This is a genomic window from Paenibacillus sp. KS1 (genome assembly GCF_001680695.1).
GTDB classification, from domain to species: Bacteria; Bacillota; Bacilli; order Paenibacillales; family Paenibacillaceae; genus Paenibacillus_B; species Paenibacillus_B suaedae.
Genome location: NZ_MAIS01000020.1, coordinates 55,352 through 79,925 on the forward strand (window position 1 = coordinate 55,352; position 24,574 = coordinate 79,925).

At 48.8% G+C, this 24,574-nt stretch carries 19 protein-coding genes and 1 riboswitch; of the genes, 13 read left to right on the top strand and 6 right to left on the bottom strand.

The genetic code is table 11. From position 1 onward, the window contains the following. Window positions 1–304 precede the first annotated feature (304 nt). Complete coding sequence (locus BBG47_RS09150) at window positions 305–1,168, top strand: MgtC/SapB family protein (RefSeq protein WP_065291488.1); 864 nt, start codon at window positions 305–307, stop codon at window positions 1,166–1,168. A 133-nt stretch (window positions 1,169–1,301) separates the two neighbouring features. On the opposite strand, the gene BBG47_RS09155 is transcribed toward BBG47_RS09150, so the two are convergent. From BBG47_RS09155 to BBG47_RS09165, 3 genes are all read right to left on the bottom strand, one after another. Continuing rightward, a complete protein-coding gene (locus tag BBG47_RS09155; protein WP_065291489.1) occupies window positions 1,302–2,015 on the bottom strand; it encodes an ABC transporter permease in 714 nt (237 codons plus the stop codon). Next, window positions 2,012–2,866 (bottom strand): ABC transporter ATP-binding protein, encoded by an 855-nt coding sequence (locus BBG47_RS09160; RefSeq protein WP_065291490.1) that lies wholly within the window; start codon window positions 2,864–2,866, stop codon window positions 2,012–2,014. The genes BBG47_RS09155 and BBG47_RS09160 overlap by 4 nt, the downstream gene beginning before the upstream one ends. Window positions 2,867–3,129: 263 nt before the next feature. Then, the gene (locus tag BBG47_RS09165; RefSeq protein WP_065291491.1) at window positions 3,130–4,395 is read right to left on the bottom strand and encodes a LytTR family transcriptional regulator DNA-binding domain-containing protein; all 1,266 of its coding nucleotides are present in this window, start codon (window positions 4,393–4,395) and stop codon (window positions 3,130–3,132) included. A gap of 314 nt (window positions 4,396–4,709) precedes the next feature. Then, window positions 4,710–4,808, top strand: a riboswitch (purine riboswitch). Window positions 4,809–4,908: 100 nt separating this feature from the next. Here BBG47_RS09165 and BBG47_RS09170 point away from each other — a divergent pair. From BBG47_RS09170 to BBG47_RS09185, 4 genes are all read left to right on the top strand, one after another. Further along, window positions 4,909–6,345, top strand: a complete 1,437-nt coding sequence (locus BBG47_RS09170) for an NAD(P)/FAD-dependent oxidoreductase (RefSeq protein WP_021257269.1) — start codon at window positions 4,909–4,911, stop codon at window positions 6,343–6,345. Window positions 6,346–6,643: 298 nt separating this feature from the next. Further along, window positions 6,644–7,531, top strand: coding sequence for a formate/nitrite transporter family protein (locus BBG47_RS09175; RefSeq protein ID WP_065291492.1), 888 nt, complete (start codon window positions 6,644–6,646; stop codon window positions 7,529–7,531). Window positions 7,532–7,792: 261 nt separating this feature from the next. Further along, on the top strand, window positions 7,793–9,703 hold the full coding sequence (locus BBG47_RS09180) for a beta-N-acetylhexosaminidase (RefSeq protein ID WP_065291493.1): 1,911 nt from the start codon (window positions 7,793–7,795) through the stop codon (window positions 9,701–9,703). A gap of 253 nt (window positions 9,704–9,956) precedes the next feature. Next, complete coding sequence (locus BBG47_RS09185; protein WP_065291494.1) at window positions 9,957–10,811, top strand: DMT family transporter; 855 nt, start codon at window positions 9,957–9,959, stop codon at window positions 10,809–10,811. Between the two features lie 177 nt (window positions 10,812–10,988). On the opposite strand, the gene BBG47_RS09190 is transcribed toward BBG47_RS09185, so the two are convergent. Then, complete coding sequence (locus BBG47_RS09190; protein WP_065291495.1) at window positions 10,989–12,068, bottom strand: FAD:protein FMN transferase; 1,080 nt, start codon at window positions 12,066–12,068, stop codon at window positions 10,989–10,991. Window positions 12,069–12,333: 265 nt separating this feature from the next. On the opposite strand from BBG47_RS09190, the gene BBG47_RS09195 reads away from it, so the two are divergent. The 8 genes from BBG47_RS09195 (at window position 12,334) to BBG47_RS09230 (ending at window position 21,200) form a co-directional block, all read left to right on the top strand. Then, a complete protein-coding gene (locus tag BBG47_RS09195; RefSeq protein ID WP_021257263.1) occupies window positions 12,334–12,732 on the top strand; it encodes a NusG domain II-containing protein in 399 nt (132 codons plus the stop codon). Continuing rightward, window positions 12,716–14,215: an energy-coupling factor transporter ATPase gene (locus BBG47_RS28920; protein ID WP_083189184.1), complete on the top strand. Its 1,500-nt coding sequence runs from the start codon at window positions 12,716–12,718 to the stop codon at window positions 14,213–14,215. Before BBG47_RS09195 ends, BBG47_RS28920 begins: the two co-directional genes overlap by 17 nt. After that, window positions 14,203–15,141, top strand: coding sequence for an ATP-binding cassette domain-containing protein (locus BBG47_RS09205; RefSeq protein ID WP_065291496.1), 939 nt, complete (start codon window positions 14,203–14,205; stop codon window positions 15,139–15,141). Before BBG47_RS28920 ends, BBG47_RS09205 begins: the two co-directional genes overlap by 13 nt. 4 nt (window positions 15,142–15,145) lie before the next feature. Beyond that, complete coding sequence (locus BBG47_RS09210) at window positions 15,146–15,937, top strand: energy-coupling factor transporter transmembrane component T family protein (RefSeq protein ID WP_065291497.1); 792 nt, start codon at window positions 15,146–15,148, stop codon at window positions 15,935–15,937. Between the two features lie 208 nt (window positions 15,938–16,145). Then, window positions 16,146–18,119, top strand: coding sequence for a peptidase U32 family protein (locus BBG47_RS09215; RefSeq protein ID WP_065291498.1), 1,974 nt, complete (start codon window positions 16,146–16,148; stop codon window positions 18,117–18,119). A 312-nt stretch (window positions 18,120–18,431) separates the two neighbouring features. Further along, window positions 18,432–19,724, top strand: coding sequence for an aspartate aminotransferase family protein (locus BBG47_RS09220; protein WP_065291499.1), 1,293 nt, complete (start codon window positions 18,432–18,434; stop codon window positions 19,722–19,724). Window positions 19,725–19,874: 150 nt separating this feature from the next. Next, window positions 19,875–20,747: a UbiA-like polyprenyltransferase gene (locus BBG47_RS09225; protein WP_065291500.1), complete on the top strand. Its 873-nt coding sequence runs from the start codon at window positions 19,875–19,877 to the stop codon at window positions 20,745–20,747. A 186-nt stretch (window positions 20,748–20,933) separates the two neighbouring features. After that, entirely contained in the window at window positions 20,934–21,200 is a 267-nt protein-coding gene (locus tag BBG47_RS09230) for a hypothetical protein (protein WP_065291501.1), read from the top strand. A 556-nt stretch (window positions 21,201–21,756) separates the two neighbouring features. Here the strand turns inward: BBG47_RS09230 and BBG47_RS09240 are convergent. Both BBG47_RS09240 and BBG47_RS09245 read right to left on the bottom strand, forming a co-directional pair. After that, entirely contained in the window at window positions 21,757–23,247 is a 1,491-nt protein-coding gene (locus BBG47_RS09240) for a peptide MFS transporter (protein ID WP_065291503.1), read from the bottom strand. Window positions 23,248–23,684: 437 nt separating this feature from the next. Further along, window positions 23,685–24,212 carry a hypothetical protein gene (locus BBG47_RS09245; protein WP_021257253.1) on the bottom strand — a complete coding sequence of 176 codons (528 nt, stop codon included), beginning with the start codon at window positions 24,210–24,212 and terminating at the stop codon, window positions 23,685–23,687. Window positions 24,213–24,574: the final 362 nt, after the last annotated feature.

The following is a 24,574-nucleotide window of genomic DNA, read 5'->3' on the forward strand; positions in this document are numbered from 1 at the left end:
AATGAAGAATAATAAACGATTCGTTCTACTTTGGAGACAAGCGCATATAATCCAGATTATATACTCGATTTTTCCGCCTTACTTATATGGAGCAGGAACTCTAAGGTTTATTCGAAGAGACGATGATGTTCAACATGGATATTGCTTGAGAAGCTGCATCCAGATGTAGTGCGGGGGTGAGAGGAGTTAACAGATCCCTTATAGGAAGCGCTTACAAAAAATAATATTAATGTGCCCATACTCATACTCCACTATTTGATCTGCGGTTGGAACCGGGCATCTACGAATGAGGCTGATACGAATTATGGAATTAGGCGTTCATCCAGAAGTATGGCAAATCGGCATGCTGGAGCTTACCCTGCGTGTCATTATTGCCGTTGTGTTGGGCGGTGCAATCGGATTGGAGCGCGAATTTGGGGAGCATGCGGCTGGATTCCGTACGCATATTCTCGTTTGTCTTGGTTCTGCGCTCATTATGATGTTGTCGAGCTATGGCTTTTCAAGCTTTATTTATGAAACGAATGTGCGCATGGACCCTGCCCGGCTGGCAGCCCAAGTCATTAGCGGGATCGGATTCCTTGGTGCGGGGACGATATTGCGTACGGGCATGACCGTATCAGGACTGACGACTGCAGCCTCTTTATGGGTAGTTGCCGCCATAGGCTTGGCGGTTGGAGCAGGCTTCTACTACGGAGCGCTACTGACCGCATTTACAGCATTCTTCAGCTTATTCATGTTGAATAAGCTGGAGAAGAAGTTCTCGCGCTTCTCGAAATCTGCTTCCGTAAGACAGCTTGCACTTGTTATTGCGGACGGACCGCGCCATATCGGGAAGGTTCTATTTATTCTGAAGGAACAGAACATTGCCATATCGGACATTTCCATTGAACCTGTGGAACGAGGATTAGAGGCTAGAGCAACGGTCTATCCACTAGTAGAGGACTCAAGTGAACTAGATAGCCATTGCTGTGTGCTGCTGCAGGTAACATTGAAATGCCGTACATGGCATATCGATAAGCTGCTGGAGAAGCTGCTTTCTGAGCCGTGCGTGAGGGCTGTGAAGCATTTTGGCATCGATGAATCGACCGCGGAGAAGAGCAGATGGGGTCTTAGTGACTTGTTCGAACGCAAACAGGAGGGTCAATCTGTAGAAGAGCAATCCAAGTAATACCTGCATTACACAAAGACAGCACAGCCGAGAGCGTGTACTCTTCCAGGGCTGTGCTGTTCGTGTTGCAGCTTGAGTAGAAAGCCGCCGTATATTTCTCGGGAAATAATGGTGTTCCTGTCGGACAAGCTCATTATGCGTCGTAACGCTTGCTGCGATATACAATCAATGTAATGATAATCGCTGCAGCCATCCAGATGGAGATGATGCCAGTATGGATTAAAATGGATGATATTCCTTGTCCATCCCATAGTTTCTCGGCTGCTGCTGACAATTGAGATGTTGGCAAGTAATCCACAATCGTATTTACCAGGGTGCTATTAAAGATAGACTTGAACATGGGCCCCATCAAGAAGATGATCATCAGCGGCATACCTACAAAAGAAGTTTCCATCATCGTACGGGAAAGCAAACCGGTAAGGGTTCCAAATGCTACATACATGATCAGACTTGGCACAATCAGCATAATAAGGCCGACAAGCGGAAGACCTGGTGTATTTGCAATCAGAAATGTTGCTACGAGCGCACATACGGTCAAGAATACGGAGATTGCGCTCTTGCCCAGTAATACCTCGATCGGCTTGGCAGGGGACAGCATCAGTACGCGCAGCGTATGCTTCTCCTTCTCTTCCGCAACGATCATAGATTGAACAAATAAACAGGTCATGAGCAGCGCCATATTAACTGGCATCATCAGAAGAGTGGCGCCATCACTGGCTTCTCCTTTGCTGAACATAAAAGCGAAAATAAGCGGCAAAGCGGCAGTGATTAAAAGCATTTGATTCTTCAGAGCGTCTTTCCATTCCTTCTGAATCATTGCAGATACACGATTTATCGAAAATGTCATTGTAATACGCCTCCAGTCACTTTAATGAAAATATCGCTTAATGTCGGTTCGTTCGAATGGATCGATACTAGCTTGCCGGAAGTCATCCAGTCATGAATGCGCTTAGCTCCATCCTCATCGCGCTCAACGGTGTGGGTTCCGTCTGTTGTAATAACTGTAATGCCATGATCCATATGGGCTATCCGCAGCTGCTGCGGTGTATCCATGGCGGCGATGCATCCATTATGAAGGAATGCAATGCGATCGCACAGCGATTCTGCTTCTTCCATGTCATGTGTCGTTAGGAAGATGGTTGTACCCATGTGGTTCAGTTCACGTAATGCCTCATGAATTCGTTTCGTATTCGTTGGATCAAGTGCAGATGTCGGTTCGTCTAAAAATAAAATATCTGGCTTATGGAGCAAGGCGCGTGCGAGTGTTACCCGCTGCTTCATCCCTTTGGACAACTGTTTAACAGCCGTATTGCGTTCATTCGTTAAGTTAACCTGCTCCAGCGCTTCCTGTACTCGGCTCGTTGGCACATTATACAACTTGCAGAACAATACAAGATTGTCTTCAATGGAGAGCCGATCGTACAAGGTACTGTTATCCGTTAATATGCCGATGCGAGATAGATGCTGGTGGCGTTCCGAATCCTTCATCTTAGCGATGTCTACGCCAAATACGCGGGCTGTGCCTGACGTAGGAAGCAGTTGACCAGTCAGTATCTTAACGGTTGTCGTCTTGCCGGAGCCGCTAGGCCCTAGAAATCCGAAGATTTCACCGCGTTCAATTGTGAAGTCAATTGGCTTGATGGCTTGCTTATTGCCGAATGTCTTGGTCATTGCTCTCACTTCGATAATTGGTTCCATGTGAGTCACCCTCGCTTTATATAAATGATATTGTGTACGATGTGAATGCCGGTGCCGCTGTTATTCGCTTGCGGCTGAGACGGCTCATTGCCGCGTTGCCGTCCCTGTCGACATCCTTATCGTATCGCGAAAGGGTGATCATCACCTCAAAAACCCCGCGAATAGAGTGCTCCAGAGGTTGAATGGAGCATTTCGCGGGGGGAATGGAACCAATGAGAGAGTTGGATAATACAGTTTTCCTGATGAATGGCGCAGACGATGAATTATCCGATCCCCATAATGGCCTTCATTTCTTCATATTTATTCTTGGAAAGTGGTACCTTGCTCTTATTCTCATCATCGAGCACAAGGCTGTAGCTGTTGCGCGACCAAATAATGACCTCGCGTACACGCTGCAGGTTGAACAAGTAAGAACGGTGGCAGCGGAAAAATCCGAATGCCTTAAGCTTACGCTCCAGTTCCGTCAGCGTCATTGTACAGGGGAGGGAACCCGAATGCATATGAAGCTGGGAAGCCCCGTCTTGGCTTTCAATATAATTCAGTTCCAGTGGATCGATAAGCACGATTTTGTCTTCGATGCGCGCTGGAATCTTATCGAAGCTGATTTGAGGGACGAAGCGTTGTCCAGCTCCAGCTGAAGCGGATTCAGGCTCATCCTCTTCGTTCTCAGCTGCTTGTATTGTGGACTTCTTGTCCTTGGTTGATGGCTGGCTGCTAACAACTTCATTCAGAGACTCCGTCGTTCCGGTGCCTTCTTGTCCACCATCTTCGGCTTCCGCCACGAACACCTGCTCTTCAGCATCGCTTGTATGCCCATGCGCTTCTAATATCTCGACTTCCTGAAGTGTTCCTGCTACAGGCACCTCATCCTCAATGACAACGGACTTGAAGCCCGATGGTGTTAAGCGAACGACATGATTGGTCATCGTAAGCGCGCTTTCTAAGGAAGGCACGGTCATGAAGATTGAAGCGCCTTCTTCGCACATGGTGTTGATCCATTGCCGAAGCAGGTAGCTGCTCTCCAAGTCCATATGGAATTCGGGATCCTCGATGACGATTAGTTCCGGGCGATGAGCGGCGGCTCTCGCCAAGTGGAATCGGCGCTGCTCAGATAACGTACATTTGCCAAGCGGCGTATTCACGCACTCATGCAGACCGGTTAGCTTCAATAGCTGCTCAAGTCGATCTTTATGGTAGGCTCCATACATCTTCATATAGAAGATAAGGGCATCCTTCGGTGTTAATCGCTCGTAGAGGGGATCGCCCTGCCGAATCCAGCCGATCTTGGTGGCGAGTGAGGCAGAGGAGAGTGGCACTCCACGCCAGGTTACACTGCCAGCAGAGGGCTTAGCGCGATTCATAAGCAAATCGATAATTAACTGTCCCGTAATATGGTTGCTTTGCACTGCAATGCATTGTCCGGGATGTATTTGTACGCTCAGCGCATCTAAAAGTGTGGAATTGCCCTTCGTCACATATAACTTATCAATAATAAGTCCTTCCCCGTAGGGGGGTTCCTGCGTGTTCATACGCGAACCTCCAATCCGTATGCCCATTCATTGGTGTGAGTTAGATCATATAGGTAAATGATATATCGAGAACCTAGATTTGGGTAGATGCTAACCTGACTAACGATGTATTTACTCTTCTATGGTAAGAAACTCCTCAAAGAGGATGCGTATTAATGTTCGGGTTTTACCTTTTTAACTATCTACTATAATGGATTGAAATAATAATTAAAAATAATTCACGAACATTGGGCGCAAACGGCGTTGACTTGTTCGCCAAATTCCGATACAATAAGGTTGCTCCCACAGAAGTGGGTGGCAAGGATTGATTGGCCATTTTTTTTGTTTATCCTGTTCGTATATCCCAGAGATAAGGTCTAGGGGTCTCTACCAGGAGCCGTAAATTCCTGACTACGAGTAGGTATGCTTTGGCATACCTGAACGTAACGGGATATTTTTTTTGCCCAAATAGGTGCAGGCTCATCGGATAGAAGAGAAATAGACCGAGACATCGTGAGCATCGAGGAGGAAACAATGAGTAAATATGATGTAATTGTTGTAGGAGCAGGTCCGGCCGGTATTTTCACTTGTTATGAATTATCTTTGAAGGCACCGCAATTGAAGGTTTTGCTTGTAGATAAAGGACATGATATTTATCGCCGCAACTGTCCGATTTTGGAGGAGAAGATTCAGAAGTGTCCTCCAGCGGCAGGGAAGAAGGACTTTGCTGGCTGTCTTCCAGCTTGTTCGATTACGAACGGCTTCGGTGGAGCAGGGGCATATAGTGATGGGAAATTTAACGTAACTACAGAGTTCGGGGGTTGGCTGACAGATTTCTTGCCAGCTTCGCAAGTACTGGACTTGATTAAATATGTAGATGCAATCAACTTGGAGCACGGAGCGACGACGGACATTACCGATCCAACGACAGAAACGGTTCGCCGTATTGAGCAGCTTGGATATTCTGCTGGCTTGAAGCTGCTGCGCGCACAAGTTCGACATCTGGGCACTGAGCAGAACTTGGAGATTTTGAAATCCATTTATGAATATTTGAAGACTCGTATCGATATGGCCTATAAGACCGAAGTAGCGGATCTGATTACAGAGAAGCAGGATGGACGCCATATTGTGAAGGGGATTGAACTGAAGAGCGGCGAGAAGCATGAAGCGGATCAAGTGGTCATCGTACCAGGACGTGACGGTTCTGCGTGGCTGACGGAGATATTGAAGAAGCGCCGCTTGAAAATGTACAACAACCAAGTGGACGTTGGAGTGCGGGTAGAGACATCGGATATCGTCATGCGCGAAATCAACGAGCACCTGTATGAAGGGAAATTCGTGTTCAACACGTCTGTCGGCACACAAGTGCGAACCTTCTGCAGCAATCCATCCGGCCATGTCGTGGTTGAGAACCACAGTGGGATCATGTGTGCCAACGGGCACTCCTACAAGGATCCGAAGCTTGGCTCTGCGAATACGAACTTTGCATTGCTTGTCTCGCACAAGTTCACGGAACCGTTCGACAAGCCGAATGAGTACGCTCGTGAAATCTGTAAGCGTGCGAATGATTTGTCCGGAGGCGGGATTATCGTTCAGAAGTACGGGGATATCATTCGCGGTCGCCGCTCCACGGAGAAGCGCATTCAAGAGGGCTTCTTGGAGCCTACCTTGAAAGAAGCTGTTGCTGGAGATTTGGGTCTTGTGCTTCCGTATAATACGATGAAGAGTCTTATCGAAATGGTTGAAGCGCTTGATCGCGTAACACCAGGTATCGCTTCTGAGCACACGTTGTTCTATGGGGTTGAGGCGAAATTCTACTCCGCTCGTCCGAAGCTGGATACGACATTGGAATCCGAAATTGATGGCTTATACTGCGGTGGAGACGGCGCGGGCATTACGCGTGGGCTCGCACAAGCGGGTGCTGCAGGTGTGCACATTGCACGGAGCATTGTTGCTAAGCGCGGCGCATAATTTCACATTTCAGGTCTACAACATATACAGCTTAAGGCCAGTGAGTCGATCGTGCGACTTACTGGCTTTTTGCATAGAGCGGTCATGCAGGGGGTTATACGCAAAATGGACAATATTTGAAAGATACTTTGTGATAAAATGCACAACATCGGAATTAGGGCTCCGTTACAATGAATTTGCAACCTGTTCAGCTGACATTCCAACTGGAATTATTCGTATCTGAGTAGGTGCGGATGGGGTGTGGCCTTGGAAATGATGGGGCTTGCATCCGAATAAGCATAAGCAGGAGGTCATGTCGATGTCAGGTTATTTGAAGCCGCAGCAAATTGCGGAAGCGACAGTAGATACCGGAACAATTAAAGCGAAGAACCCATTGTCCGCCATGATGATTCTAGGATTCCTTGCCGGCGCATTTATTGCGCTTGGTTATCTCTTATATATACGTGTAACAGCTGGAGCACCTGCGGAATGGGGAAGCATCAATGGCTTAATCGGAGCGTCGCTGTTCCCGGTTGGTCTTATTCTAGTCTTGTTAGCAGGCGGTGAGCTGTTGACAGGGAATATGATGGCTGTGCCACTTGCTCGGATGAAGGGACGCATAACCACATCAGAGGCCATTCGCAATATTGTCGTCATTACGATTGCCAACTTCTTAGGTGCGCTGTTCGTGGCATACTTCTTCGGTCATGTGGTCGGTTTGACTGGCTCCGGCGTTTATTTGCAGAAGACAGTAGATGTGGCTGCGCATAAGCTGGACGATAGTTTCATTCAAGCCTTTGTAAGTGGGATTGGCTGCAACTGGTTAGTTGCACTTGCGGTATGGCTCTCCTATGGAGCGAAGAGCTTCAGCGGGAAAATCATGGGGATATGGTTCCCGACGATGGCGTTCGTTGCGATTGGCTTCCAGCACGTTGTAGCGAATATGTTCGTAATTCCGGCTGCGATCTTTGAGGGGCATTTTAGCTGGGGACAATATATGACGAACTTCGTACCGGTATGGCTAGGCAACTTGGTTGGAGGAGTCGTGTTCGTTGCAGGGGCTTACTATATGGTATATTTGCGTTCGCAGCAAGAGCAGAAGCAGGCAGCTGCGGCAGGTGTATCAAACGCATCAACGAATGTGCAAGAAGTGGGCAATGCAAGCAAGGTGGCATCGTCAGGAAGTGCAAGTGCGCCTGTCCATTAGAGGGTATTGGGATTGGCAAATGCCAAGTGATGTTGAAAAAGAAGATAGGTAAGGTCTAGTCCATCGAGGCTGGGCCTTTTTTGCGTCATCGATATGACGTTTTTTTCATAGGAATTCACGGGCTTGTCACTTTCGCAGGGGATAGATGTGGTAAACTACGGGTGACAAATTTATTTCCGCATTTCGCATTCTATAAAAAGATACCGATACCTCGCTGTATCTGTAAGCGTATCCAACTAACTCGTGGGGAGGGATCTGGCTGTGAAGTTGCATTTTACGGGCAGTATCGAACATGTATTACCAGGGATTCTCGAATTGAAGTCATTATTGAAGGTGGAAGTGGGGACAGAAGGCACTACAGTTCGCGTAGAGCAGGGAGAGGGGCCGCTTCGTGCTGCATGGGATGGTATAGAAGGCTTGATCCGCTATGAGTCGGATATTCATTTCTTCCGTGCACTGGGCTTGTTCGTTGAGCAGCTGCGCAAGGGGCAGCCATTCGATACTATAGAGCATCCGCAATTCACGTATAACGGAACGATGATTGATGCATCTCGGAACGCAGTTCCGAATGTACATATGATGAAGCAGACGCTGCGCTCAATGGCGTTAATGGGCTTGAACGGCGCAATGATATATACCGAAGATACGTATGAGGTGCCAGGCCGTCCGTATTTCGGCTACATGCGCGGACGCTATACCGCGGAGGAACTCTATGAGGTTGACCAGTATGCCGCGTTGTTCGGAATTGAGGTAGTGGCATGCATTCAGACGCTGGGTCACTTGGCGCAGGCGCTGAAGTGGGACTACGCGAATGAGATAAAAGATACGGAGGACGTCCTTCTTGTAGGAGAAGAGGAGACCTATCGACTCATTGAGGATATGATTGTAGCGTCAACGAAGCCGCTGCGTTCCAAGCGCATTCACATCGGGATGGATGAGGCGTTCGGGCTTGGTCTGGGCAAATATATGCACAAGCATGGCTTCCGCGAACGGTTCGATATTATGAACGAGCATTTGGCGCGCGTATTGGAAATTACGAGCAAACATGGTCTTACGCCGATGATGTGGAGTGATATGTATTTCCACCTGCTTATGAAAAACGGCGGCCACTACTATGATCTCGACATTAACTTCTCGAATGAAGTTGTTGATCAAATTCCGAAGGGCGTACAATTCGTCTACTGGGATTACTACCATGATGACCAAGGCTTCTATGAGGAATTTATCGAGAAGCATCGCCAACTGGGCTCTGATCCGGTATTCGCTGGCGGCGTATGGGTATGGGGCGCGATGAGTCCGAACTACGGGAAGACGTGGCAGAATACGAATCCGGCGCTGCTTGCCTGCAAGTCGAAGGGCATTAAGGAAGTGTTCGCGACAGCATGGGGCGACAACGGGCAGGAGACGAATCATATGACAATTCTGCCAGGCTTGCAATTGTTCGCTGAGCATGGCTATACCGAAGGGGAAGTCGATGAAGCAAAGATGAAGGAACGCTTCCAGCTGTGCACCGGACAGAGCTTCGATGATTACTGGCAGCTCACTTACTTGGATGAGACACCGGGTGTAGCGAAGAACAACATGCACGGTTCGAACGGTTCGAAGTTCCTGTTGTTCCAAGATACGCTAATTGGGTTGTTTGATATCTATTTGACAGAGGAGCTGGAGTCGCAGCTGCCGAAGCATTACAGTGAGCTTGCTGAACGCCTCGTGGCTGCACGTGACAATACCGCAGGCGATCATGCGCTCGTGTTTGATATGTATGCGAAGTTGTCCAAGGCTGTTGGCGCAAAGTCGATGCTTGGCGTGCAGGTCACACGCGCGTACCAGAATGGTGATAAGGATGAGCTTCGCCGCATTGCCGCTAATGTCATTCCGTCCGTTCGTCCGCTGGTCGATGAAGCGCGCAAGGCGCATCGTGCATTATGGATGGCGACAAGCAAGCCATTCGGTTGGGAAGTGCTCGACAGCCGCTATGGTACCGTGCTTGCACGGCTGCAGTCGGCGGAAGATCGGATTCTCGACTTCGTGGAAGGCCGCGTAGATCGCTTGGAGGAGCTTGATGCAGAACGTCTGCCATTCTACAGTGATGATCCAGTGGCAGGGGATCGCGTAGCGCATCAGCCGTTCTTCCATCGCATGGTGACGGGTACCGTGTTCTCGGCAATCTAATATCGCAGGCAGCGAAGTCAATGGGATGTAAATACCTTATCGTGCTCGTAGGAGACTGTGCAAGGTTCGATGGCATGCACGATGCTGCTACAGCGAACTATGGTAATAGGCTGCTGTATACAACAGCGAGGGGGCCCGGTCGGTTACGACCCGGGTTTTCTTGTGGTTGTGGTGCTAAGCATGATGGAGCTTCACCTTTTATACTGTGTCAAATCGGATGATGGAAGATATCTGCTGCAAAGGAGATGCTAGATTGGCTATATACGCCCTCCTGCTAGTTATTGCTTCAGCCTTCGCGCATGCAGCTTGGAATATGTTCGCGAAGCGGAGCATTCATAAGGAATCCTTTTTATTTTGCTTACATGGGTTGGCAACCGTCGTGTTCATGCCGTTCTTCATCCATGATCTTGTGATCATGCACTGGACTTGGACGAATGGCTGGCTGCTTGTTGTGTCCTTACTGCTGCAAGGGATATACCTCTGGCTCGTTTCCAAGGCCTATCAGATTGGGGAACTGTCCAAGGTATACCCGATGATGCGTGGAACGGCCGCACTCATTGTGCCAATTGTTAGTGTGGTGCTATACCAAGAGAGCCTGTCTCTTGTAGGTTGGCTCGGCTGGCTGCTCATTGTTGGAGGCTTGTTCGCACTAAGCGGCATGTTCTCCGCGAAGGAGCCGCGTGACAGGACATGGTGGCTTACCCTGGCAATTACGACAACGGTAGGACTGTGTACGGCCAGCTATACGCTGACGGATAAGATGGTGGTGCAGTTCTTCAGCCCCTTGGGTCTGATTCAAATTTCGAACTTAGGTGCACTCCTATTCTTAGCGCCTTCTGTCCTGAGAACGAAGCGGCTGCGCGAGGAATGGCGCATCAATTGGCGCACGATTGTACTTGGCTCCGTCGTCTCGCCAGGCTCCTATTTGCTGTTCTTGTTCGCGATGACGCTTGGTCCGCTTGCACACTTGGCGCCCATTCGTGAATTCAGCATTGTGATCGGGACATTGCTAGGCATCGTTGTGTTGAAGGAACAGCAGGGCTGGACGAGAATTGGGACGTCGGGGGTCGTAGCAGCCGGTATGGCCTTGATCAGCATGTGGGGATAGCGGGGATAGCAGGAATCTTCCGTTTCGTTGTTCAGTGCGACTTGCTTGCGACCCATTTGCATTTGAATGAGTGAATGTAATATATAAGCAAAAAAAAGCGCCCGCACTCAATGATCGTCTGTATGCAGCAGGTCAGTTGAGACAGCGGGCGCTCTATGTTCACGAGGGACTCTCGTGTTAATTAACAATCTTATATTTATCGTTCGTCAGCTCGAAAATTTTCTTAATGCCTGATGTAACGTACACCTTATGATCTGTAGTAATGAAGATGGCTTCAATATTTGGATCTGCCTCGACGAACTTCAATCCCTTCTCTACACCGAGTGCGAATAAAGAAGTAGACAGCGCATCGGCATCCGTCGAGTTGTTCGTCACAATCGTTACACTGCTAAGACCATTGTCAACCGGATACCCGTTAGCTGGGTCAAGAATGTGGTGGTAATGTTTGCCGTTCTCCACAAAGTAACGCTCATAGACACCTGATGTAACAATCGTCTTATCAGTTACCCTCATCTTGCCGATTTGGTTGCCGCGAGATTCATCCGGGTCTTGGACGCCAATGGTCCAGTCGGAACCGCCAGGCTTCGGTCCAACGGCAAAAATATTGCCGCCAAGGTCAATAATGGCGCTAGGGAAGCCGTTCGTGCGCAAGTAGTCAGCAATACGGTCTGCAGCGTAGCCTTTGCCGATGCTGCCCATATCCAGCTCCATGCCTTCACGGTTCAGCTTAATTTCATGCTTGTCCGGGTTGAGCGTAACATCCTTATAATCAACCAGCTTCAAGGTTTCTGCGAGTTTCTTCACATCCGGCACTTTCGCATTCTCATGGCCAATATTCCATAAGTCCACGATTGGGCCGACGGTTGGATCGAATCGCCCTTCGGTACGCTTCGCGTAATCGAGCGACTTGGCAATCAGATCATAGGATTCCGGCGTAACCGCGACAGCTTGCTTGCCGGATGCAGCATGGATCTTCGCCAGTTCGCTCATGTCCTTCGTACGGTTCAGACGGGAGTCGATTTCTTTTAACAGGTTCTCGATATCTTTGAATTGTTTTTGATCCGCTCGCTCATCATAAATCTTGACGGTAACGATCGTATCAAAAATAAAGTAGGATTGCTGCTTAATGGCGGATTTCTGGCTTGCAGTATCGCTCGTTCCAGATGCATCTTTACTGCTGCCGCAACCACTCAAAATAAGGGCGCAAGCAGAGAACAGAACGATGGCACTGCGAAGCAGGCTGCGTGAACGTATCATAAGGCGATTCCTCCATATATATGTGTAATGAAATAGACAGGATTTGAACATCCTTGTATTAAGGAAATAGGCTCGTAACCAAGCATTTTATTATAGCAGTTCCCCAAAAAGTTGCAAACCAAGCATATCACAGAAATGCAGACTATCACGTGCATATTCCGCTGAAGTTCACGGTTATGACATGGACGAACATTGAACCTTCTTTCACGAAGAGGTATAATAAAAATAGCTTCAAAATTAAAATGTAACCCGAGGAGTCAACAAGATGAAACGTGGAGATCTGATTCTCATCGGAGTCATTATTGTCGCGGCGCTCGCATTTCTTGTGCCGAAGTGGTTCTTTCAAAACGAAAGTGAAAATTTGCACAATTCCAAGGTGGTCGCTCATATTTCTGTAGATGGGAAACCTTATAAACAAGTGGAATTAACAGAGGAAGAACAAACTATTCGCGTCGAAACCGATCATGGCTTCAACCTATTGAAGGTGCATGATAAGGGGATCGAAATGATTGATGCCGATTGCTCCGACAAGGTGTGCCTGTCGTTCGGCTTCGTATCAAGACCGAATGATACAATCGTATGCTTGCCTCATCGCGTGCTTGTCGAGCTGTTCAGCGAGGGCGATGCTGGCCAGGAGAGTGACATCGATGCCGTCGTACAATAATACGAATCGTATTGCCGTGTCCAAACAGTCCGAAGCGTTGAAGAAGGCAGTCATTATCGCCATTTTCAGCGCTGTTGCTGTTGTTCTCGGCTTCGTAGAGGCCATGCTTCCGGTGCAGACGATTCTGCCTATCCCGGGGGCGAAGCTCGGATTAGCCAATGTAATGATCTTGGCATGCTTATACTTCTTGAACGGAAGGGACGCATTGACGCTCGTCATCTTGAAGACACTGCTCATGACGCTCATGCTGGGGACCTTCTCTGCCTTCCTATTCAGCTTCTTAGGATCTTTGTTCAGCTTCATGGTGATGTACGCCATCTTGAAAATTGGCCGCGATAACGTCAGCCTGATTGGTATTAGCGTCGTAGGCGGCGCCGCGCACAACGCCGGTCAGCTGACTGCGGCGTATATTGTGTTTGGTACGGCAAATATTTTCTACTACTTGCCGGTCTTGCTTATTACGGGTGTTGTAACAGGCATCTTTATCGGCATCGCGGTGAAATACATTGTCGCAGCACTGGCGAAGCTGCCGCTGTTCGACTCGCTTGCTCCGCAAATTGGGGTGGCGCATAGCAAGGAGACAAGTGCAGATAGTGCCGCTAATGTTACTACTGCTGTTGCGGACACTGCCAATGATGCTGGTACTGCCCATGCCAGTTCTGCATATGAAAATGCAGTGTTTATGGAGAACATCCATTTCCAATATCCGCACCGCTCTCCGCTATTCTATGGGATATCGCTTCAAGTTCCGCGTGGGCAATGGGTATCCGTAATCGGGCCTAACGGCTCAGGCAAGTCGACACTGTTGAAGCTTATCAATGGATTGTTCACTCCGCATGCTGGGCATATTTATGTCAACGGGGAGCACCTCAATGAAGAGAGCGTTGCAGATATTCGCCGCCAAGTCGGCTTTCTGTTCCAGAACCCAGACAATCAGTTCTTCGCCACAACGGTGCGCGATGATATTGCGTTCGGCATGGAGAACCGCCAACTGCCGCTTGCTGACATGGAACGCCGACTTGAGCAGGTAGCAGATGAGTACCGTGTGCGGGAATGGCTCGATCGGCATCCCGCGGAACTGTCGGGGGGACAGAAGCAGCGTGTGGCGATCGCAGGTATGATGGTACTGAATCCGGACATTTTGATATTTGATGAAGCGACCTCGATGCTGGATGAGCGTTCGAAGCGGGAGCTGACCGCTCAGCTTCAGAGCTTGCATGCGTCTGGGCGCTACACGATTCTATCGGTTACGCATGATGCGGAGGAAATACTCGCTTCGGATCGGGTTATTGTCGTTAAGGACGGAACGATAGCGGCGGATCTAACGCCATCTGAGCTGTTCGCAGACGAAGCACTCATGAAGGAGTGCCGCTTGCAGGCGCCATTTACCCTCCAGTTGGCGAAGGCGCTGCAAGCAAGAGGCATAGACGTGCCGGATACGAATGACGAGAGAGAGCTGGTGAATGCACTATGGCGATCATAACTGCGGAACGGGTCACGTATCGCTATCAAGGGCAAGGGGCGCACGGTGTCCCCGCACTAGATGAATTGAATGTCACGTTCGAGCAAGGACAATTCATCGCGCTTCTCGGTTCAACCGGCTCGGGCAAGTCAACCTTGCTTCAGCATTTGAACGGGATCTTGCAGCCGACTTCTGGAAGCTTGAAGGTACTGGAGTTCACCTTCCAAGGAGGCACGCCAGAGCGTGGTTTGAAGGAGCTTAGGCGCCGTGTTGGGCTTGTCTTTCAATTTCCAGAGCAGCAGCTCTTCGAGGAAACGGTGGAGCGGGATGTATTGTTCGGCCCCTTGCAGTTTGGACAGAGCGAGGAGGAGGCAAAGGCATCCGCTCGCAAGGCAATGATGCAGGTAGGTCTGCCTGAATCGCTGCTGCAGGTTAGTCCATTTGAGCTAAGCGGCGGACAAATTCGCAAGGTAGCGATTGCGACTGTTCTCGCCTCGAATCCCGAGATTGTCGTACTTGATGAACCGACGGCTACCCTTGATCCGGTGAGCAGAGCAGAGCTCATTGCGCTGCTGCATAAGCTCTGTAAGGAAGAGGGCAAGACGATCATTATGGTAACGCATCGTCTGGATGAGCTGTTTGCCTATGCAGATTCGTTCGCCTTAATGAAGGATGGACAAGTAACCTTTCAAGGCACGCGTTCGCAGCTCGTGGCACAGCCGGAACGACTAGAGGAGGCAGGAATTCTTCTTCCTGCAACGATGCGTCTAGCAGCACTTGTTATGGAGCGATCAGGTGTGCCAATGGATCAGCTTCCATGCTCGGTAGAGGGATGGTCGGAATGGCTCGCTGCCACGATTGCAGGCGTGGGGCTCGAAGGAAGATCGCTTTTTGCAGGCAAGCAGTTGGAGCAGCAGGCCGATTCATTGGAGGAGAAGGAGGAGTAGCCTTATGCAGGCGAAAATGATGCTCGGCCGCTACGTGGCAGCCGATTCATGGATTCATCGTCTTGATCCGCGCGCCAAGCTGACTGCGATGGTCATCTATCTAATCGCGGTCATTCTTGCAGAGCAGTTCGCTGAGCTTGCGGCGCTAACGGTGTTCGCGCTGCTCATTATGATAAGCTCGCGTATCTCGCTGTACCGCTACTTCCGTGCTTCCCGGCCGCTGTGGCTCATTATGGCCTTCATGTTTATTTTCTATCTTCTATTTGATTCAAGCGGCAGCGCACTTGTCCAAGTAGGCGGCTTGAAGATTACGACAGGCGGCGTAACTTATGGGGCATATGCCGTATGGAGAATGGCACTGCTCGTGACACTGACTGCGATATTAACGTTCACGACAGCTCCGGTTGAGCTGAATTTAGGACTTGAGCGCGTGCTCAAGCCGATACGGTTCATAGGAGGTTCTCCGCAGCGCTGGTCGATGATGATAGGGATATCACTGCGCTTCATTCCTACGATATTCGAGGAAGCGGAGAAGGTCATGAAGGCACAGGCTTCGCGTGGAGCGGATTACGCGGATTTGTCCTTCACGCAGAAGGGCAAGCTGGTCATGACACTGATGGTGCCTGTTATCGTGAGCGCCTTCCGCCGTGCTGAGGAGCTGGTACAGGCGATGGAAGCACGGGGATATGTATTGAATGCGCCGCGAACGTCGCTGCGCCAACTGGAATGGAAGCAGGCTGACACCTGGTTCATGGCGTTATTTATTGGGATGTTAGTGCTTATTCTACTATGGTAGATCGGTGCGCAATTCGTTGCTTTCCTCTAAGAAAGAGAGGAGCAGCAGCGGATTGCGCGTATTTATTGTATATATTGTGAAAATTGTCACAATAACAGTTTAAATATGTTATATTTACAATATAAATATTTGGTTATTCGAAAGAACGCAAGGCGATACCTTAGAAGTGACTACTACTTGAAACGAATGGACTTGGGGGAGAGCGACTGTGGCTAGATATTTTAATGGGAAAGAAATTGAATTGTTGGCACCTGCCGGAACGTTTGACATCTTTAAAGCTGTCATTGATATGAACTGCGACGCTGTATACTTCGGGGGACCGTCTCTGAACATGCGGATGATGCGCAAGGGATACAATCTTAGCTATGAAGAAGTACGTGAAGCCGTGAACATGGCGCATGACCGCGGCAAGCGTGCCTATATTACTGTGAACAACTTGCTCAATGAAGGTGATCTGGACGAAGCGAAGCGTTACCTGTCGTTCTTGAACGAGGTAGGTCCAGACGCGATTATTGCGCAAGATTTGGCCGTATTCCCACTCATCCAAGACATGAATTTATCGAATGTACCGGTTCACTCTTCCGTTATGATGAACGTACACAACTTAGAGATGATCGAGGCATTGAAGGAAATGGGCGTTACGCGTGTTGTGGCATCCCGCGAGATGGATCTGCATACCGCAGAGCTGCTGCAAGCGAAGACAGGCATGGAATTTGAATATTTCGTCCATGGGGATATGTGTACGGTGCACGGAGCCAACTGCTTCTACAGCTCGATGTTGTATGGCAATAGTGCGAATCGTGGACGCTGCATGAAGCCATGCCGCTGGGATTACCGGGTGAAGAAGGACGGCAATGTATATCCAACGGAATATCCGCTTGCGGCGAAGGATATGTACATGTATGAGCATATTCCAGAGCTGATCAAGTCGGGCATTACTTCATTCAAGCTAGAGGGACGGATGCGGGATTTGGAGTTCCTGAAGATGATTGTCAACAGCTATGGCGATGCAATCGATCGCTACATTGCGGATCCGCTCGGCTATGATCGGAAGGAGAACAGCGACACGCTGTATGAGAACCGCAAGCGGGACTTCTCGACAGCCTATGCGTTCGGCAAGCCAGGGCTTGACTATATCAACACGCGCTATGAAGGAACGGGGAAATTTTATAGCACAGGTAAAGTATTCAGTACGCCAACAGCTGAGCGTGAAGTGAAGCCAGAGCGACTGGAACAGGTTCGTGATGCCTTGGCGGGAGTTCGTCAGCCGGAGAAGATGAAGCAGCCGCAATTGTCTGTACATGTCAACAATGTGGAGCAGGCGAAGACGGTGCTCGAAGCGGGTGCAGACATTGTCTATTTGACAGGAGACGTATTCCAGCCAGATATGCCATTCACACGCCATGATATTGAGATGCTGGTTGAGATGAAGGGCTCTTCGCAAATCATTCTTGGTATGCCGCGCATGATGAATGAACTGCACATGGAGCAATACAATCACTTTCTGCGGGGCGGGCAATATGGGCTTGATGGTTTGCTCGTCACCAATATCGGAGCTATGCATAAGTTCCGTGACATCGCTCTACCGATGGTTGGCGATTTCAATCTAAACGTATATAATCATATGTCGGCGAAGCTGTACCATGAACACTTCGGTTTGGAGCGCGTACATGCGTCTCTAGAGCTTCCGCTGAACGACCTAGCGAATCTGCTGCAAGAGACGGAGAAGGTGCCGGTCGAGATGATCGTTCACGGCTCGCCAATCGCCATGTATCTGGAATTGGATCTGTATGAAAATACAGTCGCGATAGAGCCGATCATGCAGGAGGACAACAAGTACGTCGACAATCAGCACCTGGTGCTGATGACAGACAAGGGCGAGAATCCGGTGTACCGCGATTGGAGCGGACGCAACCACTTGGCACTGGCCAAGGAACTCTGCTACTTGCCGTTCTTGAAGGAACTGCATGAAGCGGGCGTGAACCACTTCCGTATCGAGGGCAAGTCTTACACAACTGAGCAGCTGCGCAGCATCGTAGGCACGTACCGTACAGCGCTGCAGGACTTGTCGCTCTGTGGTGAATTGTATGCCGGCATGAAGCCGGAATATGCAGGCTACACACTAGGGTCGCTGCAATTCGGCGAAGCGCTGTCGATTGATTTGCAGCCAGTTCATGCTTAGTTTGCATTCTTAATAGATCTATAGCGGCGGGCTTAGGCTTCTTATTTTGCTATTACGGTGTCCTAAATAGTTTTTCTATATCGGTTCTGTACCTGTGGTAGAAAATGCGCTTCTTCTCTTTCCTAATCTCGGATGAACGAATGAGTTGGAAGTACGCATGACATCATGAATAGAGATAAAGTAATGATGGATAAATAAGAGAATAAAGGCAGTAATGGAGTAGAGAGAACAAGAAGCGGCAGGGCTTGACTTGAATGGCCAAGTTACAGTCTGCCGTTTCTCCAGTTCAAGAAGAGAAAGGGTGGCAATGACGTGAGCAAGGAGCAAACGACCTATATCGGACCAGAAGGTATCATAGAGAAGCGGAAGCAATATTTCTTCCCGTGCACGCATCATTTCTATCGCAATCCACCGCAAATTGTACGCGGCTCGATGCAGTATTTGTACGACGAGAAGGGCACACAATATACTGATTTCTTCGCAGGGGTATCAGTCGTGGCGAGCGGTCACTGCAATCCAGCGATTACGGGAGCGACGATCAAGCAGTTGGAGACGCTGCAGCATACGACAACGATTTACTTGACGCAGCCGATGGTCGATTTGGCGGAGCGGCTCGCGAACGGCATCATGCCGGGTGATCTGAAGCGTACCTTCTTCTGCAACAGCGGCTCGGAAGCGAATGAGGGTGCGATGCTGCTTGCCAGACTTCATACGAAGCGCCGCAATTTCATTGCGCTGGAGTATGGCCTGCACGGGCGCACATTCCTGACGATGGGCGTAACGGGCATCCCGATGTGGCGTGCTGATGATTATTTGGACAGCGGAGTGACCTTCATCCCGCGTCCATACGATCCAGAGACAGACGATGAGACGGCGGCACGCCGCTCGATTGAGGCGCTGAAGCAGGTGCTGGAGGAGAAGGGAGATACATTTGCAGCGATGCTCGTGGAACCGATTCAAGGCAATGGAGGCATGATTGCACCGCCAGATTGGTATTTCCGCGAGGTGAAGGCGCTTCTTGAGGAGCATGGCGTATTGATGATAGCCGACGAGATCCAAACCGGCTTCGGTCGTACAGGCCGTATATTTGCCATGGAGCATTACGGCGTTGTGCCAGATATTATTTCGATGGCAAAAGCACTAGGCAACGGTGTGCCAATCGGTGCATTTGCGACAACAGATGAGATCGCGGCAAGCTTCAACCGTGCGTCGGCATCGACATTTGGCGGTAATCCGGTATCTTCTGTTACTGCGCTGGCTGTACTCGATTATATTGAGCAGGAAGACTTGGTAGGCCGTGCAGAACGGCTCGGGAATCAGTTGAAGTCAGGCTTGCAGGCACTGCAGGCGAAGCATGCGGTACTCGTTGATGTACGCGGCAAGGGCATGATGCTTGGTGCGGAGCTGCACGGTACAGACGAACAAGATAGCGCAGCACTTACGGATCACGTATTGGAAGCGATGAAGGATCGCGGCTATATTATTGGGAAAAACGGTATTGGCCGCAACGTGCTAGCCTTCCAGCCGCCGCTCGTGATGAACGAGCAAGATATTGAGGGGATGCTGAAGGAACTGGACGCAGTATTGGCGGAGGCGGTTCAATAGGCTGCTTCGCCTTGATTCGGAAACGTCCATTTGACTGGATGAATAGAGGGCCCTTAGCAGGGCATCATGATCGCATCTCTCAGGTTGGATTTGTGCCTGTTAAGGACAACAGAAATAGATATTTGAACACTCATGGGGTGTATGTAAGCTATGGTTATTATTCAAAAGGTTATTCGCAAAACGCGCATGTTCGGAGAACTGGTCATGTTCTCCCATACGCTGTTCTCTCTGCCGTTCGCCATCATCTCGATGGTATGGGCAGCAGGAGGGATCCCCTCCTTCCATGTCATGCTCTGGTCGCTCATCGCGCTCGTAGCAGCCCGTAATGGAGCGAATGCGTTCAATCGCTTGGCCGATCTGCCATTCGATGCAGCGAATCCGCGCACGGCGCATAGGCATATGCCGCAGAAGCTTCTGCATGGGCGTGAAGTGACGCTGTTCGTCATCATCAACTTTGCGATCTTTATCGCAGCGGCAGGGATGCTGAACCCTCTCTGCCTATGGCTGTCGCCTGTGGCGATTGTACTTATCTGCTCGTACTCGTTTACGAAGCGGTTCACCTGGCTGTGCCACCTGTACTTAGGCTTTACGATTGCATCAGCTCCTATTGGTGCTTGGTTCGCGGTGACTGGGAAGTTTGCAGTAACGCCGTTTATATTGGGCGCAATCGTCATGCTGTGGATTGCGGGATTCGATATCATCTATGCGACGCAGGATATTGAGTTCGACCGCAAGACCGGATTATGGTCGGTGCCGAGCATCTTTGGCTATGAAGATTCGCTCTTCATCGCGCGTTCTTTGCATACGATCATGGTCGTGCTGCTGCTCGTACTGTATGTCATTCGCGGATTAGGCACCGTTTACTTAATCGGCATCGGTATCGCGGTCATATTGCTGATGCTGGAACACAACATCATCAAGCCATCCAGCCGCAAACGGATGAATGTCGCGTCGTACAACTTGAATCAAGTCATCAGCATGACCATTCTGTTCTGTACGATGGCTGACTTTTTCTTGAAATAGGATTTAGGATAAGAACAGGAGTTTTGTCTCAATGACATCGCTCCTGTTTTTCTTTATTGAGTTTGATCATATTCGGCACACGTTTGTTATAATAGTTGCATTGAATAGTAAATATTTGGAACGTGCGGACATCGAAATAATATGAGCAGTTACGAACACGTTTCTTGTAAAAGGGGGCGTTAGAAAATGATGATGAAAGAAGTCGCACTCTCTGTTATTATCTATGCTTTTTTAGGATATTTATGGGTCCTTTTTTCAGAGCGAATGGTCAGCATTGCAAATGCAATGGGCAATATGCTCATTGGTGGTTTGCTCCTATCTGTTGGGACGTTGTTATTCTTCGCTATTGTTAATCGAATTGCACCTTTCCACAATTATAAGCTCACCCACCCTACGAGATTAGTCGGTGCTGCTTCTTTTCTAATCGTCGTATTAAGTATTTTATTTGTATAAATATTCTGCTCCCACCACACCTAAGGGTTGATAGTGCATGTAATATGCAGCGTACCTCATAAACCATTTCCCATCTTACGGGTATTTCCTAACATGCTCCTAATTAAAGGGGGATTCAACTGTGGATGGACTTATTATTACCTCGGCTTTTATCATACTTTTACTACTTGTAATGCAACTTATTCGATTCCGTGGAATAAATAGATCGAACGTAACTATGTCGCTTTTCGGGATAATTGTGATTGTTGCGCGCCCTAGTTTTAGAGTGGAGTATCCTGTTCTTTTTTATATCTTGTATACCTCGTATGTGGTTATTGGGGTGATTATGTTTTTTGTTTTTCTTCGTGGTAAAAGGGATAGGTAGAGCCATGGTCAGGTATAGGTAGGAAGCTACGTGATTCCCAAATCCAGCGTAAGTAAAGGCAGTGTCACTCTAATTTGAAAAAATGGACATTAGCTATTAAAAAACCCGCCCCTTTATCTTAAGAGGCAGGTTTGCTGATTTTTTGGTGGTTGGAATAATCGGCAGGCAACTCTTTATGAAGAACTGAGCTGCTTACTTTACACCTTTCATGTAGCCCTGAATCTTAGGAGACAGCAAATAAAGCACCAGACTCAGCACGAGGGCCACCCCACCAATAACTCCGAAGTATAGCATCTCAGTTTCGGGCGTATAGAACTTCACAATCTGTGCGTTAATGGCTTGAGCAGCGGCGTTGGACAGGAACCATAAGCTCATGGTCTGAGCCGAGAAGGCCGCAGGTGCAAGCTTCGTGGTAGCCGAGAGGCCAACTGGCGACAAGCACAACTCTCCGAGTACAACGACGAAGTAGCTGAGGACGAGCCACAATGGGTTAACGAGCGAACCAGCACCGCCAAAGTAAGCCGGCAGCAAAATAATCAAGAAGGACAAACCAGCAAACAGCAAGCCCAGAGAGAACTTCTGCGGTACAGTCGGTTGGCGATTGCCGAGCTTAACCCACAGCCACGCAAATACAGGTGCGAATAGGATGATGAATAGTGGATTCAACGATTGAAACCAAGCCGGTGAAAGATGAATACCCGCGAAGTCCAATTGGGTACGCTTGTCCGCGTAGTTAGCCAGAATCGTAGATCCTTGCTCCTGAATGGCCCAGAACATAATCGCAGCAATAAACAAAGGAATGTACGCAATGATTCGGGAACGCTCAACGGGCGTTGTTTTCGGACTGCGGTACATCACGACAAAATACAAGGTTGGAATCAGTATTCCCAACACGCCAACAAGCTTGATAAAGGTGTCAAACGTAAGTGCGCCTAATAGTATCGCAATCGTAATCAAGGCAGCGAGAACAACAATGCTTACACCAAGAATGGTAAATACCTTTTTCTTCTCGGCAGGTGACAGCGGGTTAACGACGACTGTACCGGCAATACCCAAATTTTTAGGACGAGTTACTACGAAAACAATTAGACCTAGCAGCATCCCGACAGCGGCAAGACCGAAGCCAAGGTGGAAATTATTCATCCCAACTGTTCCTACAACCAGAGGAGCGAGGAAGCTTCCTAGGTTAATCCCCATATAAAAAATACTGAAGCCCGCATCTCGGCGATTATCCTCTTCCTTATAAATATCCCCCACTAAACTGGATACATTGGGTTTCAACAGTCCTGTACCTAATACAATCAAGATCATAGATACAAAGAAAAGCGCGGTATTTCCCGGTATGGCCAGCACGATATGCCCGCACATAATCAAGACTCCACCATAAAAAACCGCTTTCGACGTACCGAATATTCGGTCAGCCAACCAACCTCCAATGATTCCTGACATATATACGAGTGATCCATAAATGGACATGATGGCAAGCGCGATGTCTTCCGGTAACCCAAGTCCGCCCTGCGTCACCTCATAATACATAAAAAATACAAGGATTGCCCTCATCCCATAGTAGGAAAAACGCTCCCAGAACTCAGTGAAAAAGAGGGTGAAAAGGCCCTTAGGATGTCCAAAAAAACCTTGTTGTGGGACACTTTCTATTATCTTCTTCTTATCATAATTGGGCATAACAACTCTCCTTTGATGTCGATATCCTGCTGCAGTAATTTGTATAATAATGAGTCTAAATTAATTATAATACTTGTTGCAGTTTTACAGCAACCATCCACAGATAGCAATATAAGTAAAAATAAATATGCTTCTTCCAATATTACTATTCCACATGACTGAGGTATTCATCACTCTTTTTTTGATGCTGTTAATTGGGTGTTTTGGATGGTAACTGGAATACGCTTCAAAGCAGAGAGAAGCAAGTGTATGTAAGTGGGAATGGGACGAAGATACCTGGAGTATGGGGGAATCGGATACTCAGAAGAAAATCGTTGAACAGGTGAGCAGGACGGTTAAGCACTTCATATTCTCAAATGCTGTGGCCATTTGCTCCGAATTGTAGAGCCACATAAAACAAGAAACCCGCCTCCTTAACAATAGGGGCAGGTTTCTTGTTATTTCGTACTGGAATCACCGGACACTTCTTCGTGCTCCATTGCATATTCAAAATCATCGATATCGTAAATGGGAATCGGGATTTCGTTCGTAATCAGGCGATCTACATATTCGAACTGATCAGTAAGTAAGGGAGCCTGTTCACGTATAGCGGTAAGGATAAGTTCCGTTTCGACGGGGTCAAATGTCTCGCCATAGCGGGCGTTATCCATCGCATTGACGACAATGCAGGATACGTTGCCCTGCAAAATAAGCGGTGGACTGTGGCGCCAAGGGGCTGTCAGTGCACGTTCGATCTTCTTCTTGTTCAGCTCGCTCTCGAAGTAGGAGATGAGCTCCTCAATTTGCTGCTTGGCATATACGTCTTCCTCGGGATCAGGCATGACCTGGTCACCTTCCAGACGCATTTCGTACAGCTCGAGTATCGTCGTGTATGGAATTATATATTCGACTGGACGCGTCGGCACAGACAGTTGACCATAGACCGCCAGCATGACTGCTTCTATTACGAATTGGCGAGGCTTCATCGTCGTACCTCAACCTCCTTCATCTATGGTGTAAGTGACAGACAAGCAGCCTGTACATATTTATAATACCACCTTGCCCTAACGCACAAAAGAGTAAACGGTACAATTTGTAAACAATTGATACTAAAAAAATAGCCAAACCCTTATTTGAACAAGGATTCGGCCATATTTTCTTCACAAGGACATGCTGGATATGTTCAATTCTCAGCACCGAGAAGGTTGCATGAACTAGAAGCGTATGCTTCCGAAGCGAAGGAGCAGCGGAGTGTAGGCCAACTACATGAGCAGCTACAATGTTTCCGTCAGGAAACATACATCGAAAGCATACGCTGTCGAGAGTGAATGCAAGATTCGATGTCGAG

Coding starts and splice junctions, on each gene's coding strand:
- BBG47_RS09150 (WP_065291488.1), top strand. CDS start 305: ATGGAATTAGGCGTTCATCCAGAAGTATGGCAAATCGGCATGCTGGAG.
- BBG47_RS09155 (WP_065291489.1), bottom strand. CDS start 2,015: ATGACATTTTCGATAAATCGTGTATCTGCAATGATTCAGAAGGAATGG.
- BBG47_RS09160 (WP_065291490.1), bottom strand. CDS start 2,866: ATGGAACCAATTATCGAAGTGAGAGCAATGACCAAGACATTCGGCAAT.
- BBG47_RS09165 (WP_065291491.1), bottom strand. CDS start 4,395: ATGAACACGCAGGAACCCCCCTACGGGGAAGGACTTATTATTGATAAG.
- BBG47_RS09170 (WP_021257269.1), top strand. CDS start 4,909: ATGAGTAAATATGATGTAATTGTTGTAGGAGCAGGTCCGGCCGGTATT.
- BBG47_RS09175 (WP_065291492.1), top strand. CDS start 6,644: ATGTCAGGTTATTTGAAGCCGCAGCAAATTGCGGAAGCGACAGTAGAT.
- BBG47_RS09190 (WP_065291495.1), bottom strand. CDS start 12,068: ATGATACGTTCACGCAGCCTGCTTCGCAGTGCCATCGTTCTGTTCTCT.
- BBG47_RS09195 (WP_021257263.1), top strand. CDS start 12,334: ATGAAACGTGGAGATCTGATTCTCATCGGAGTCATTATTGTCGCGGCG.
- BBG47_RS28920 (WP_083189184.1), top strand. CDS start 12,716: ATGCCGTCGTACAATAATACGAATCGTATTGCCGTGTCCAAACAGTCC.
- BBG47_RS09205 (WP_065291496.1), top strand. CDS start 14,203: ATGGCGATCATAACTGCGGAACGGGTCACGTATCGCTATCAAGGGCAA.
- BBG47_RS09210 (WP_065291497.1), top strand. CDS start 15,146: ATGCAGGCGAAAATGATGCTCGGCCGCTACGTGGCAGCCGATTCATGG.
- BBG47_RS09225 (WP_065291500.1), top strand. CDS start 19,875: ATGGTTATTATTCAAAAGGTTATTCGCAAAACGCGCATGTTCGGAGAA.
- BBG47_RS09230 (WP_065291501.1), top strand. CDS start 20,934: ATGATGATGAAAGAAGTCGCACTCTCTGTTATTATCTATGCTTTTTTA.
- BBG47_RS09240 (WP_065291503.1), bottom strand. CDS start 23,247: ATGCCCAATTATGATAAGAAGAAGATAATAGAAAGTGTCCCACAACAA.
- BBG47_RS09245 (WP_021257253.1), bottom strand. CDS start 24,212: ATGAAGCCTCGCCAATTCGTAATAGAAGCAGTCATGCTGGCGGTCTAT.